Annotated in this window: 13 protein-coding genes; 4 read left to right on the top strand and 9 right to left on the bottom strand. The window is 46.6% G+C overall.

Going from position 1 to position 14,904, the window contains the following annotated elements; all coding sequences use genetic code 11:
• The first annotated feature begins 52 nt into the window (after positions 1-52).
• Positions 53-1,273: a hypothetical protein gene (locus AM231_RS11385; RefSeq protein WP_054402710.1), complete on the top strand. Its 1,221-nt coding sequence runs from the start codon at positions 53-55 to the stop codon at positions 1,271-1,273.
• A gap of 173 nt (positions 1,274-1,446) precedes the next feature.
• Complete coding sequence (locus AM231_RS11390) at positions 1,447-2,706, top strand: hypothetical protein (RefSeq protein ID WP_054402711.1); 1,260 nt, start codon at positions 1,447-1,449, stop codon at positions 2,704-2,706.
• A gap of 152 nt (positions 2,707-2,858) precedes the next feature.
• On the opposite strand, the gene AM231_RS11395 is transcribed toward AM231_RS11390, so the two are convergent.
• Positions 2,859-3,578, bottom strand: coding sequence for a YebC/PmpR family DNA-binding transcriptional regulator (locus tag AM231_RS11395; RefSeq protein ID WP_054402712.1), 720 nt, complete (start codon positions 3,576-3,578; stop codon positions 2,859-2,861).
• 341 nt (positions 3,579-3,919) lie between these two features.
• Between AM231_RS11395 and AM231_RS11400 the strand changes: the two genes are divergently transcribed.
• Positions 3,920-5,125, top strand: coding sequence for an MFS transporter (locus tag AM231_RS11400; protein ID WP_054402713.1), 1,206 nt, complete (start codon positions 3,920-3,922; stop codon positions 5,123-5,125).
• Positions 5,126-5,269: 144 nt separating this feature from the next.
• On the opposite strand, the gene cysI is transcribed toward AM231_RS11400, so the two are convergent.
• Positions 5,270-6,994 (bottom strand): assimilatory sulfite reductase (NADPH) hemoprotein subunit, encoded by a 1,725-nt coding sequence (cysI, locus tag AM231_RS11405; protein ID WP_054402714.1) that lies wholly within the window; start codon positions 6,992-6,994, stop codon positions 5,270-5,272.
• A 35-nt stretch (positions 6,995-7,029) separates the two neighbouring features.
• On the bottom strand, positions 7,030-8,868 hold the full coding sequence (locus tag AM231_RS11410; protein ID WP_054402715.1) for an assimilatory sulfite reductase (NADPH) flavoprotein subunit: 1,839 nt from the start codon (positions 8,866-8,868) through the stop codon (positions 7,030-7,032).
• Between the two features lie 243 nt (positions 8,869-9,111).
• On the opposite strand from AM231_RS11410, the gene cdaS reads away from it, so the two are divergent.
• Entirely contained in the window at positions 9,112-9,729 is a 618-nt protein-coding gene (gene cdaS / locus AM231_RS11415; RefSeq protein WP_053492981.1) for a sporulation-specific diadenylate cyclase CdaS, read from the top strand.
• Between the two features lie 124 nt (positions 9,730-9,853).
• On the opposite strand, the gene bshB2 is transcribed toward cdaS, so the two are convergent.
• From bshB2 to AM231_RS11445, 6 genes are all read right to left on the bottom strand, one after another.
• Positions 9,854-10,510 (bottom strand): bacillithiol biosynthesis deacetylase BshB2, encoded by a 657-nt coding sequence (bshB2, locus tag AM231_RS11420; protein WP_053492980.1) that lies wholly within the window; start codon positions 10,508-10,510, stop codon positions 9,854-9,856.
• Positions 10,511-10,531: 21 nt separating this feature from the next.
• Positions 10,532-10,876, bottom strand: coding sequence for a YojF family protein (locus AM231_RS11425; RefSeq protein WP_053492979.1), 345 nt, complete (start codon positions 10,874-10,876; stop codon positions 10,532-10,534).
• Between the two features lie 112 nt (positions 10,877-10,988).
• Entirely contained in the window at positions 10,989-11,477 is a 489-nt protein-coding gene (locus AM231_RS11430) for a 2-thiouracil desulfurase family protein (RefSeq protein WP_054402716.1), read from the bottom strand.
• A gap of 250 nt (positions 11,478-11,727) precedes the next feature.
• The gene (locus tag AM231_RS11435) at positions 11,728-12,813 is read right to left on the bottom strand and encodes a Gfo/Idh/MocA family protein (protein WP_054402717.1); all 1,086 of its coding nucleotides are present in this window, start codon (positions 12,811-12,813) and stop codon (positions 11,728-11,730) included.
• A 14-nt stretch (positions 12,814-12,827) separates the two neighbouring features.
• The gene (locus tag AM231_RS11440) at positions 12,828-13,775 is read right to left on the bottom strand and encodes an AraC family transcriptional regulator (RefSeq protein WP_054402718.1); all 948 of its coding nucleotides are present in this window, start codon (positions 13,773-13,775) and stop codon (positions 12,828-12,830) included.
• A 22-nt stretch (positions 13,776-13,797) separates the two neighbouring features.
• A complete protein-coding gene (locus AM231_RS11445; protein ID WP_054402719.1) occupies positions 13,798-14,799 on the bottom strand; it encodes a Gfo/Idh/MocA family protein in 1,002 nt (333 codons plus the stop codon).
• Positions 14,800-14,904: the final 105 nt, after the last annotated feature.

A 14,904-nucleotide genomic window follows, 5' to 3' on the forward strand; every position in this document is an offset into this window, starting at 1 on the left:
TGACTTGGCTGTATCCTAACTTACAGATCATCGATAATTGGAGGAATCTATCATGAACAACATCTACAAAGTACTGGCAACCACTGCAATTCTCGCTATGGCGGCTCTGCCGGCAGCAGCAAATGCACAGGCCGTCCCTCCCGCTTCTATACATGCAGGACAAGGGAACATCGTAAACCAGGAGAAGAAAATGGTACCTGGAACTATGGGATACATAACAGACTACGTTAATGACGAAACAGGCAAATGGATTACTGTAACGGGCCGCGGCTTGGGAACAGCCAATCAATCAGAAATCAAACTTTCCATATCCAAAAATACGAAGATCGTAGATGCTAAAGGCAAGAAAGTCCAATTGCAATCCATCGTGGATCAGAACAAAGCGGTTAAAGCGTTCTATAGTCCAAAATTGACGAAGAGCCTCCCGGCTCAAGGGTCGGCACTGACCATCATCGTTCAGGAGCAAGACTTTTCTGCTATTGATGGAACGATCACCGAGGTAAACGACAAAGCAATTCTTGTTGAGGGTACGAATTTGTATCGCGATGGCGAAGAGACCATTCTGCTTCATCTGGATCCAAAAGCAAAGATCATCGCTCCTGATGGCAGCACGCTGCAAGCCAGCGACCTTAAAACAGGTATGAGCATCCGTTCCTTCTATGGACCTGCGGTTGCATTAAGCTTGCCGCCTCAATCAACCACCAACTATATTCAAGTTCAAGCTGACGCGGAAGCACCTGTACAAGAAGAGCCAGCTGGAACGAATGGTATCATTACAGCCACGGCCGATAACAGTATCACCGTGATCGGTCAGGCAAGGGAAACAGGCGGTGTTAATTATGTAATTCTAACCGTCGATAAAGAGACTGAAATTGTGGACGCGAATGGTGCTCCGTTGACGGCTGAAGCTTTGAAGGCGGATCTCCGGGTAGAAGCCTATTACAGCCAAGTCATGCTGGCGATTTATCCGGCCCGCACGCATGCAGACAAGATCGTGGTTTCGGAAATTTCGGCTCCCAAAATCGAAGGCACCATTGCAGCTTCAGATCGTACGTCGAAAGACCAGCTCTACATTAATGTAGGTTCTGACCAATCTACAGACAATGACATCATCCTCAACATTACGGAAGATACACAAGTGATTACGGCTCTTGGTATAGAATCAGACCTTAAACCAGGTACGAAAATCGTGGCATACCACTCCCCGATGATGACAAAATCTATTCCAGCCATAACCTCAGCCGAAGTGATTCTGGTTAAAGCTGACGAATAGACTAGTATCCCTGTTGGCGGAATGAGAACCCATCGTGTAACAGCAAAAACCATCGTATTCAGCATTACTGAGTACGATGGTTTTTTTAAATGAATCAAATTAATTGTATGGTCCTCCTCAAGTAGCCGATATAAACATAGACTGCTATTTTATGATTGGAGGTTGTTATTCATATGCATCTCTTAAGAAAAACAACAATGGCGCTGCTTTCTTTGCTCCTATTGATTTCGTGCTTTTCAGACTTATCTTGGGCAGCAGAAGCAAAGAAGATATCTGTTGAAGTTACAAGTAATTATACGACCCTGGTTCCCGGAAAGAGCGTCTTGGTGAGCGTAAAAATATCCGATGTGCCTTCCGAAAGCAAAGGGCCTCGTTCCGCCAAGATTGTTTTGAGCTATGATGAAAATGTGTTTACGACAGAGGGCAACATTCGCTTTGACGATGATCTTGGAAAGTACATATGGAGAGACGATACCTTTTTCATTCCTTCCAAAGCCTATGAGACTTCTGATTATAAGATCGAAAATCCGTATCCATTAGATCTCAACCCTGATGATGGCAGACGTGAAGTAGTGTTGTCTATACTCAACCAAAATAATAAAACGATCGGCTCCACGGCCAATGAAGCATTCGTATCCTTTTATCTTACCGTAAAGGGAGAGATCAAGACACAGGGTACTTCAATCAATATTCTGTCTGATGAAACTAGACTGGAGGGGGTCTCAGGAACCGCAATTCTTGATTATGATACAACCTCTGCGCACTTATTTGTTGGTGTTCCCAAAAAAATTGAAATTGTTCGCGGGATTCTCCCTCCCACTTCCGAACCATATAAACTAAGCTTAAACAGCGGACTGGAATTAAATGCCCTGGCTGTTTTCGATAATGGAGACACGGCCTATGTAACCGAGCTGTCTTCCTGGAAGACTACCGACTCAGGAGTTATAACGACTCCAGCACAGGGAAATATCCAAGCCGTCGGATTAGGAAGCGCATCTGTCATAGCTACTTTCGGTTCAGTGACTGGAAAACACGAAGTGACGGTTTACCCGGCGAACGCCCCTGAATTAATCGAAGAACAAATCGCCTATGTCATCGTAAGAAGAATCCCAAATGAGAAAAGTTTCGCTGCCGCTACGGTCGTTCAAGTAAGTGTGAATGGCAAAACTGCGAAACAAGGACGACTTTTTGATGGTACCGTGTACGTTCCTTTGCGGTCTGTCAGTGAATTATTGGAAGCCAACTTAGGCTATGACGCGGCCCAAAAAGCTCCAATAATAGATGGTAAACCTGTGACTCATTTTTATAATTTTTCAGGTATCACTTACATTAAGGCGCGCGATATATCTTCATTGTTCGGAGCTGAAATTAAATGGGATAAGAAAAGGTCAACCCTAACGGTCAAATCTTCGGAACGAAAACAAAATAAATAACCGTTCCTCGATTGAGTATCGAGAAACGGTCTATCCTAAAAAAGTGGTGCCCTATTTCTTGCACAGATTCTACTTGGTCAGCCACTCTTCGAACTCACTACCATCTCTGAGCGAGAGATTAGGTGAAATACGAATCAAAGGATTTGTTCCTATTACTCCTCGAACTCCACGTTGTGATAAACCTGCTGAACATCCTCAAGATCTTCAAGTGCATCAATCAGCTTCTCAAACTGTGCCTGTCCATCTTCAGGAAGGGAGACAAAATTCTGTGCCAGCATCGTAAGCTCGGCTACGGTGAAGTCAGAAATGCCAGCAGCTTTGAACGCCTCTTGAACCGCATGGAACTGATCTGGTTCAGCGTAAACGATCACTGCTTCATCCTCTTCAAGAATATCACGAACATCCAAATCGGCTTCAAGCAAGAGATCCATAACTTCCTCGGCTGTCTTGCCTTCCACGCCAATGACTGCCGTTTGATCAAACATATAAGATACCGATCCACTAACACCCATATTACCGCCGTTCTTGTTAAAAGCAGAACGAACAGCTGGCGCCGTACGATTCACATTGTTGGTTAATGCGTCCACAATGATCATGGAACCATTCGGACCGAACCCTTCATATCGCAGCTCTTCATAATTCTCATCACCGCTGCCTTTGGCTTTATCCAAGGCGCGGTCAATAATAGCTTTTGGCACATTATACGTTTTAGCACGCTCAAGAACGACCTTTAGGGCGCGGTTGGATTCAGGATCCGGCTCGCCTTTTTTGGCGGCAACATAAATTTCCACACCGAATTTCGCATAGACGCGACTTGTATTAGCATCCTTGGATGCTTTCTTTTCTTTAATATTATTCCATTTACGACCCATATATTTCGCTCACTTTCATTGTTGAATCTGTAACTGGTATTCGATAAATACCCTTGTCCATTATATCTCTATTAAGTCCTATGAACAAGATTAAGAGCGCAGATCCGGAAAATAGACACATGCCCGTAATAATCAATCAAATTCGAAGGTACTTCAAGCGCATGAACCGATGCGGGAAGTGCCTTTTTGGCGAGCGATATATAGGCAACACAAAATTAATATTGATTAATTATAGACAAAATATTATTATGTCTATGTATAAACAAACGAAATGCGCATTCGCTTGTTTTTCATAATGTCCGGCCTGCAATATGCAGGCCACGAAAGGAGTGTCATTCATTATGCTTAACAACCCGTATGTCCGAACGGTTGTATTCTCACGCGTACTCTTGAACCTCGGCATTTGGGTTCGCAACTTCGCCATTCTGTTATACGTTACGGACATGACAGACAATAATCCAGTGTATGTATCTCTCATATCTGTAGCCGAATTCGCCCCCATTTTCTTGTTTGCCTTCATCGGCGGTACTTTCGCGGACCGCTGGCGTCCTAAACGTACCATGGTCTGTTCGGATGTTTTGTCGGCGTTATCGGTATTTGTCGTGCTGATCGCCGTTCATAATGGGTCGTGGCTGGCATTGCTGGTACTCACGTTCTTCTCTGCCACCGTGTCACAATTCTCCCAGCCCTCGGCGATGAAGCTGTTCAAACAGCATGTGCCCGCTGAACAGCTGCAGTCCGTAATGGCTATGTTTCAATCCATGGTTGCCTTCTTTATGGTTATCGGCCCGATTGCAGGCGCATTTGTATACCAAAAGTACGGCATTGAAATATCGCTGATCGCCACAGGCACGCTATTCCTGGGCTCTGGCTTGATTCTGGCTTTGCTGCCTCGTGATATGCTGGAAGAGACATCATCCAAGCGACAGAACCTGCAGCAAGAACTTATCGAAGGCCTTCGTTATGTATGGAGTAATCAAACGCTCCGAACACTAGGTGCTGCCTTTGCCGCCGCTGGCTTGGCATCGGGACTTATTCAGCCGCTCGCGATATTTGTGACGATGGAGAATCTCGGTCAGGATAAGTCATTCTTGCAATGGCTGTTAATGGTCAATGGGGTGGCGATGCTAGTTGGAGGTGGCTTCGTCATGGCATTTGCCAAGAAAATCCCCCCTCAAACCTTGTTAGCTCTTGGCCTGACCGTTAGTGCTGTCGGAAACCTCGGTATCGGCTGGTCAACAAGCATCATGTTTACGCTGCTGCTTCTAGTGCTTAACGGATTCTTTTACCCCACCATCCACATTGGAATCAACACCCTGATCCTAAACAATACGGAAGGGCCATATATTGGTCGGGTAGGCGGCGCCCTCACCCCGATCTTTATGGGCATGATGGTGCTGGGCATGTCGCTGGGCGGATTGCTCAAAAACCAGCTGTCCCTGTTCTTCGTCTACGCAGCAAGCGCACTCTTGCTCCTCATAGGTTCAGCACTGCTGATCCCATTGTTTAAAAAGAAAACGAGCACCGCCTCCGTATTGGAGCAATGACTAGCAAACAAGAGCCGCCTCCCATTTCAAGAGGCGGCTCTTTGGTTTGAAATATGGGGCGAGACGGACAAAGAGGTGAGATGAACATAACAACCCGGAGCTCTTCTTGAAGAAGAGCTCCGGGTTGTTAATAACTTAGTATAATTACGCGTGAAATTGTTGACCGTCCAATACTTCCTTGACGTAACCGGCACGAATGACATAATCGCCGAAGCGCTCGCCGATCTCGCGTTCTTGTGCATACTGCTTCATGATCTGGCGAAGGGAGTCCAGAATCTCAGTCTCCCCGATGTTCTCTTTATATAGCTTGTTCAGCCGGTGTCCGGAAAATCCGCCGCCCAGGTACATATTGTATTTGCCCGGCGCCTTACCGATAAACGCGATTTCGGCCAGCATCGGTCTGGCACAGCCATTCGGGCATCCTGTCATTCGGATGACGATATCCTCTTCGCTCAGTCCGTTCTCTTCCAGTATCGGATCAATTTTGTCCAATAGCGTCGGGAGATAGCGCTCGGATTCGGCCATTGCCAAACCACAGGTTGGCAATGATACGCACGCCATAGCATTTCTTCTAAGTGCAGAGTAATGATGACCATCCGTGAGCCCAAAACGTTGAATGAGTTCTTCAATCTTTTTCTTCTTATGACTGCTGACGTTGGCAATAATCAAATTCTGATTTGCCGTTAAACGGAAGTCTCCGTTATGGATTTGGGCAATTTCGCGAAGCCCCGTCATCAGAAGGTAATCGGCATCGTCTTTCACACGTCCGTTCTGGATGAACAGCGTGAAATGCCATTTGCCGTTGCTGCCTTTTACCCAGCCGTAACGATCTCCGTTATGGTCGAAATGGAACGGCTTTGCCTCCTCCAGCTTCCATCCCAGACGATTGCTGAGCTCGTTGACAAACCAGTCGATCCCACGGTCATCAATCGTATATTTGAAACGAGCATGCTTACGCACCGCGCGGTCTCCATAATCTCGCTGGATCATGACCGTCTTCTCAGCCAAATCAATGATCTGTTCCGGTTTGCAGAAACCGATGACTTTTGCCACTTGAGGGTAGGTTAATGGGTCACCGTGCGTCATTCCCATACCGCCACCAACCGAAACGTTGAAGCCAATCAATTTCCCGTCTTCCACGATTGCAATGAAGCCAAGGTCTTGCGAGTACACATCAACATCATTGGAAGGTGGAACAGCCATTCCAATCTTGAATTTCCGCGGCAGATATACCGGACCGTAGATCGGTTCCTGTTCTGCTCCATCCTCAAGGCTGTCTACAACCTTCTCCCCATCAAGCCAAATCTCATGATATGCACGTGAGCGAGGGTCAAGATGACTGCTGACTTTGCGGGCCCACTCATACACCTCGGAGTGAATTTCAGATTGATAAGGGTTTGGATTACACATCACGTTACGATTGACGTCACCGCAAGCAGCCAGTGTACTAAGCATCGATTCATTGACTTCTTGGATCGTGCTCTTCATATTCCACTTCAGCACACCGTGCAGCTGGAAAGATTGGCGCGTTGTTAACCGAATCGTCCCGTTCGCATATTTCTGGGCAACGCGATCCATCATCAGCCACTGCTCAGGTGTTACAACCCCGCCGGCAGCGCGAACCCGCAGCATGAACTGATAAGCGGGCTCCAGCTTCTGCTTATGTCGTTCGTTACGCAAATCCCGGTCATCCTGCATGTAACTTCCGTGAAACTTCATCAGCCGGTTATCATCTTCCGGAATGGATCCCGTGATACGATCCTCTAAAGTTTCTACGAGGCTGCCGCGCAAATAGTTACTGCGACGCTTTATATCTTCCACATCACTATGGGGTGCACTATTCGGTGATACCAGATTATTATCAGACATGTTTCTTATCTCCTCTCGCAATCACGGTATGCACCTCAATATACATCCCGTTGATAACGTTTCTGCTGCTGCATCAGCGCCAGATATTCCGCAGCTTCTTCAGGGCTCATACTGCCTTCTTGTTCAAGTATAGTGCCCAGGGCGGAATGCACATCATGAGCCATCTTCTTCTCATCGCCGCAGACATATACGCATGCTCCTTCTTGCAACCACTGATACAGCTCCTTGCTCTTCTCCAGCATCCGGTGCTGAACATATACTTTCTTATCCGTATCCCGTGAGAAGGCCACATCCATGCGTGTCAGTACCCCATCCTTTAACCAGCGCTGCCACTCAATCTGGTATAAGAAGTCGGTCGCGAAATGCTGATCTCCGTAGAACAGCCATGACTTTCCTTCTGCACCCGTTTCTTCCCGCTCCCCAAGAAACGCTCGGAATGGAGCAACGCCTGTACCAGGTCCGATCATAATAATCGGCGTGTCCGGATTCTCAGGCAGCTTAAAATTCGGATTGTGCTGAATATACACAGGAAGCGAGTCTCCAGCTTCCAGTCGTTCTGCCATTTGAACCGAACATACTCCGTATCGTTGTCGGCCATGAGCCTCATAACGAACACTCCGAACGGTAATGTGGACTTCATCCGGGAATGCTTTCGAGCTGCTGGAAATGGAATACAGGCGAGCAGGAATTTTTCGTAATATGGATACAAAATCACTTGCAGGTAATTGCTGAAGACCATAATCCTGAACCAGATCAAGCAAATCCCGCTCATTGATGTAAGTCCGTAATTCCTGTTCATGACCAGGCTCAAGCAGTTTGCTCAGCCCCTCATTCCCTGAGAGTTTGGCCGCTTGCTCGATTAGGGGTTTCGTAAGAACCGTAATTTCATAATGGCGCAGCAAGGCATCCCGAAGCTTTCGTGCTTCCCCATTCTTATGAACAACGACCACTTCATCTGCATTCCAGTTCATGACTGAGATAAGGTCATCTACCAGCTGAGGATGATTCTCCGGGTAGATTCCAATGCTGTCGCCCGGTTCATATTGTAAATTCGATCCTTCAAGAGAAATTTCAAGATGGCGTGTTTCCCGGTCAGATCCTCTTCCGTTCAGATTCAAATTCTCCAGGATCTCGGCTTGAAACGGATTGCTTCTCGAATATTCCGACTCCGTATCCTCGCTCAAGGCTATAGCACTCACATTGAATGTTTGGTTAGACCCGGCACCAGCCTCATTCAACGACGACAATACTTGGTTCATCCATTCTGCGGCAGACTCATCGAAATCCACGTCACAATCCACTCTCGCCGTCAGACGTTTGCCGCCTAATTCCTCTAGTCGCTTGTCAAAATCCTTACCTGTCTGACAGAAGAATTCATAAGAGGTATCCCCCAGTGCCAATACCGAATATTGCAGCTGTTCTACTTGAGGTGCACGCTTGCTATGGAGAAATTCGTAGAACGGAATCGCATTATCTGGCGGCTCGCCCTCTCCATGCGTACTCACAATGATAAGAAGATTCTGCAGCTTCTTCAGATTATTCGGCTTAAAATCGCTCATTGAAGACAAAGTGACCGTAAGTCCTGTCTCTTCAAGCTTCTTAGACAATTTCTTTGATAATCCGTGCCCATTTCCTGTCTGCGATCCGTATAAGATCGTAACTTCTTTAGGTTCGGCTGTCACTTGTGCTGTCACCGTTCCCACCGCGTTAGGCTGTGGTGCGGCTGCAATGGCTGCACTCGAAGCCGTTGTCTGCAGCGCAGCGATAAAACCGCTGAGCCAGGTCGCTTGCGATTCCGTCAAAGTCGGCAGCAAGCGGTTTAGCAATTCCACTTGTTCCTGATTAAAAGGACTGTTCGTTACTTGGAGTTCCAAACTATATCCACCTCTCAAAAGCGCCCATTATTAATTCCTACTATTACGATACAATTAATTTATTTCTCCTCTGAACCTATCACAGCTTGATGGAAGGGTCAATTCCAATCTTCTTATAGCATTTATCAGTTTTATTGATAAATTGACGAATCATGTTTGACTAGATGTGGAAAATGGCCCGCAATATAGAATATCGATATGGGGAAATGGTCATCATAAACATGATAAGGAGGAAGATAACGGATGCTAGATCAGAATTGCAATTTTACACCGCTTAAACACAAATTGAAGGAACAGCTCACGGACATTACAGGACATTTAACTAAGATGATTGTTCATTTGGACGATGACAGCTCTTGCCTGCTGGGCGAGCTCCATCTCGTAAGAACGAAATTTATGGAAGCTGAATCCATATCATCTACGTATTATCTCAATTGTTTTCTCTTCCCCTTCACAAGCAAATATCAAGAAATCGCCAGATCCATATATCATCTCGCTCAAAAAAAGCGGGGCGCACTCATTGTCATTCAACGGGAAGATCATCTGGACTCGTTAATGACGCCAGGTATCCCTTTATCCGCCGAAATTACAAGTCCCCTGCTTGAATCCATATTCGTTCCCGGCAGTCCCCTGCACGATGGGGCCGTGCTTGTACGTAAAGATATGATTATTTCTGCCGCAAACGTGCTGCCCTTAACATCTAAAACCTACGGTGACCGGAAGCTCGGAACGCGTCATCGTGCAGCCATTGGACTATCCGAAATGTGCGATGCCTTGGTACTCGTTGTTTCAGAAGAGACCGGAAAAACTTCCTTCTGTCTGAAAGGGACTCTTTACCCTCTATCCATCAGCAGTCCATAGTGCCTGAACCTGGATTTAGACGTTGCTTGCTTAGAAGGACCCACCAAGCCATAACACAACAGACCAAACAAAAAGAGCCACAGATTCCTGTGGCTCTTTTTCATTGTCCATCACAAGATGGCATTTATGAAAATGTATACGTCCAGAAACGCTCGGTTCCGAAGCGCTGCTCAACTTCCTTGGCTTTCATCTGTTTCTTGCCCATCAACTCGGCTGCTTGGAACTGAGAGCGATGAGCTTGAATGGAGTTCAGCTTCTGTACCATAAACATGGACACATCTTGGTAAACATCCGGTTTGCCAAGCTCCTGCTCACAATTGTTCGAGAACGCCAAGCATTGGACTAACGGTCTGTCCGCTGCGGGCATCTTCTGTATAGTTCGAACGACAGCTGCACCTGTGGCATCATGATCCGGATGAACGCTGTATCCTGGATAGAACGTGAACACCAAAGACGGTTTTACTTCCTCAATTAACGATGCAATTACGCTATCCAGCCTATCTTGATCCTCAAATTCAATCGTTTTATCATGAAATCCAAGCAATCTTAAGTCCTGTATACCGATAGATTTACAAGATTCCTCCAGCTCCGCTTTACGAATGGTCGGCAGTGTAATTCGGTTCGCAAATGGAGGAATACCCATGTTACGGCCCATCTCTCCAAGTGTTAAACAAGCATAAGTGACATGCGCGCCTTCAACAATATATTTAGCCAACGTGCCGGATAAACCAAATGCTTCGTCATCCGGATGCGGCAATATAACCAGTATGTTTTGCTCCATATTCTCGTCTCCTCCCACTTATTAAAAAGGCTCCCGGCTCAGCTGTAATGCAACGACCAGCTTGCCCTGATTGTCATGACCCGCCATGATTAGACGGTCCGTATCGGCCTGTTCAAAATGGGTAAGCCCTTCTGTGTACACCCATCCATGGTTCATCTTCAAGCCCACCCGATAAGGTCCATTACCAGATATGGAACCATGGCTGTAACGAATAATGGCATTCGTTATAAAGTTAGCAGCAGGATGCTTGGTGCTGTCATAATGTGCTGCATAGGCACCTGTCGTCATCTCAAGATGAATATATAAATCCTGATCCTTCAATTTATCAATCATTTGCTGTACTTCTGTTTGATTAATAAGCTCCATAATTCCCTCCAATGTAAAGAATCTCAACACTATAAGAAGTTGATATGATAATTCTATCATATTTATAGGATCAGGACGAAACTGCATATTATTACATTAATGATACTACAACTTACGCAGAAAAAAGGGATGCGTATTCCGGCTGGGCTGCATAGGCACTGAGCTCATGTTCAGAGATCACCGTGTAACCTTCCCTGCGCAAAAGAGCCGTTGTTACGCCCGAGCCGGCCATCTTTTTATTATCGAATTCACCGTTGTATATCTTTGAACTGCCACAAGATGGACTGTCCTCTTTCAATACGATCAGTATGGCTCCAAGATCGCGTGCCGTCCTGAGCGCCTGCTGTGCACCTTCTATATATCTCTCAGTCACGTCTCTTCCTGACAATTCAACCACTCTGGCATGCCCGGATAGAACATCATCTCCAGTTCCACCAACAATCTCGGCAGGCTCACGCGGAATCGAAAATCCACCAAGGAGCTCAGGGCATACGGTTACTGCCTTCTGAGCTCTTACAAGCTGTTCGATATTCTTGTCCAGGCAATCTGTACCATTATAACGAACCTTTAAACCAGCTAAACAAGCACTTACAACAATCAAAGATGCCACCTCATATCTATTTGTTCTTACGGAGGGACTGCCCAAGCCACTCGTGCTCATATCAGCAACATGATCTATCAAACATCAATTGCATGCACCATGGGCATGGCTCCAGTCACCTTCACACGAAGAACAATTGTTCGCGCTTATACTATCATATCCCTCAAATAAATGGAATCTTTTTCTTGTCGGTCAAGGTTATATTATCAGAAAAAAAGCCGCGCTGGTATGCGCGGCTTTCGTATCTATTCTATAGATCTGGAATATGGATTTCCACTTCCCTTTTGCTTTGTGAAGAACGGAGGATTCCGTCCAAAATCGCTTGATTTCGAAGCACCTCTTCACCCGGAATGGGAGCGGGCTTGCCTTCACGCACTGCGCGGACGAAATCCTTGATTTTCTCCTCAAATACGTTAAGCTGATGGTTAATCAGCGGGATAGAACTCTCCGTATGATGTCCTTGTATATCGTGGAATAAAGAGATGGATCCTACCTGTCCATCCCAAACGCCGCTCCAAGGGCCCGAACCTGCCGGCGTAATTTTCAAGCCTGCATCGGTCCCGAGGAACATCGTCGCACCTAAGGTATCCATATGCATAGCCCAGGATGTTTTGAAGTTCAAGACAAGATCACCTTCAAACCGAACGATGGCTACGCCGAAATCCTCCACATTAAATGATGCGTGCTCCGCATGATATTTGGGATTTGTACCGAAATAGTTCGAAGTATAGGCCGATACCGTTAGAGGTTTGGGATATCCTAGGGCACTAAGTGCCATATCCAGGGAATAACATCCGATATCCGCCATAGCCCCGGCCCCGGAAATTTCTTGTCGGATAAATGTGCCGCCCGGCATTCCCCGCCGACGTCCGCCACCGGTTTCAACATAATAGACTTTGCCAAGCTCACCGTTCTGAACGAAATCTCTAATGATGCCCATATTGGGGTCATAACGCGGCTGGAAGCCCACATTGAGCATATTCCCGGTCTTCTTTGAGAGCCTGACCATCTCGATCGCTTCATCCAAAGTGACCGACATCGGTTTCTCAAGCATGACGTGTTTACCTGCCGACAGCGCATCGATGGTTGTTCTGTAGTGAGCGACGTTTGGTGTACAAATACTGACGCCATCCAGGTCGAGATCCAACAATCGGCGATGATCATCAAACCCGATCGCTCCCTGCAAACCCCAACGCTCAATAAATTGATCGGCTCTACCAGGTAAAATATCAGCCACGGCGACGATCTGTACATCTTCAATCTTTTTGTAATATTTAGCGTGTTCCCCCGCAATGCCGCCACTTCCAATGATTCCAATTCGAATGGTTTTGCCCATGGCTGATACTCCCCCTACACTTTCACATTCTTTGCACGATATGTTGATGGTGTATATCCATATCGTTTACGAAATACAGTATGCAGATAACTGCCGCTTGAGAATCCCTCATGCATGGCGATTTTATCGATCGACCATGTGGTCTCGAGCAGTTTCCGGCAGACCGCTTCAAGTCGCACATGCTCAAGGATTTCACTGAACGAATGTCCGTCCGACTGTTCCTTAAATATGCGCTGCAGCTGCCTTGAGCTGATATGCAGCTTCTCGGCGACGTCATCCAGCACGATCTCACCCGATGAATTCGCATAAATATATTCCAGCGCCAGTTGATAACGGTAAGCCTTCATATCTCTTGAGGGTAATTCGGCCTCCGTTGGCTCGGATTCATATGCACGTACTGCACGCAGCAATATCTGGATAATGCACTGCTTGATTGTGGTGTACAGACCCGGATACCTCTCCTGAGAAGCTTGATAAGCCTCAAGAAAATAAGGCATCGCACGATGGATATCCATCGTTGGCTTCAGAGGCATCCCCCGCAGCTTCTCCATGCAATCATCAGCTTCAGTAATTTCCCATGGGTCCGACACCGGCCGTGCCTGACTGGTCTCATTAGCTACCTCTTCAAGCGGAATGATGTCCACATGCAGACACAACTCATCCATCGCTTCAGTTTGATCAGCCTCCTGATAATGAAGCACATTCGGACCCGTGAGATAGAACATGCCTTCACGCAGAGCATACGGCTGCTCGTCCATAATAACCGTTCCTTTGCCGCGTGGTATGAAATGAAATTCATACTCTGCATGTTTATGGAAGGACACGATCTTTCCGGGCGGGAAGGTCGTGAGATGGAACCGAAGAACCCGGATCTCGTAGCGACCCCAATATACCTTCAAATCAAGTCGTTCCAAAGCATCCTGCCGGTCTTTCATTCGTTCATACGAAAAGTGATTATTCATATGGCAGTATCATCCCTAATTCTTATCCCTGCAATTCATCCAGTCGTACCGCACGATGCTCCTTAGCAGAACGGTTGGATGCCTCCATCAGTTTGGTTAACTCAACCGCATAAGCGATATTCTCTTCTGCCAATGTACCTTCTTGAATATGTGTCACCCATTGTTCAAAAGCACTTGCACGGTTAGCAGGAACCGGCAGTTCCACCCACTTGTTCGAATACTCTTCTTTCTTCGTTGTACGAATCAGAAGCTTTTCGTCCGGAGTTCCATACAGAATCGTTCCGTCTGTTCCATGAATTTCGATTGTAAAAGGCGAGAAGCTGTTCACAAAACCGGCCTCTACCACACCCACAGCACCTGAAGCCGTGGAGAGAGTAGCTACCGCGTTGTCCTCAACCTCTTTACCCGTAATGTATCCGAAATTGGCATGAACATCGACCGCTTCCTCACCAAGGAACAGGCGTGCCAAATACATCGGATGACATCCAAGGTCAATCAACGCTCCCCCTCGGCATTCCTCCAAGCTGTAAAAATGCTCAGGCAGCCAGCCGGCTGTTGCTCCATTATGAGATAAACGTACCCGGACAAGCGTTACAGTGCCCAGTAATCCTTCTTCCAATACCTTGCGAATTGCCAATGTATAGCCGTCGTTCAGACGCGGCAGCGAAACCGTTAATTTAACCTGATTCTCATCCACAGCATGGATGATGTCATTGACCTCTTCCAGGGTAGCAGCAATTACTTTTTCCGTGAAAATATGTTTACCTGCCGCAGCAGCTTTCATCATCACTTCTCTATGCATCGATGTGGGAGCATCTACGATCACAGCATCGATATCGTCGCTTTGCAGCATTTCATCCAAAGATTCATAAAAAGTTACGCCCTGCTTCTCAGCAGCTTCTCTTCCGCGCTCAGGATTCTCATCCCATACCGCTACGATTTGAGTATCTGGATGCTCCTGCGCTTGTTTCGTATAATCCCATGCATGCACATGCCAATAACTAATTTTACCGATTCTAATCATTGTGGTCACCTCAGTATCTAATATTAAGACATCATGCAATTAATCTATCATACGAATCGCCCGATTCCCAGTGTAAGATTGCGACAACCAAGTTAGATATTACGA

Source organism: Paenibacillus solani (assembly GCF_001277345.1).
GTDB lineage: Bacteria > Bacillota > Bacilli > Paenibacillales > Paenibacillaceae > Paenibacillus_AQ > Paenibacillus_AQ solani.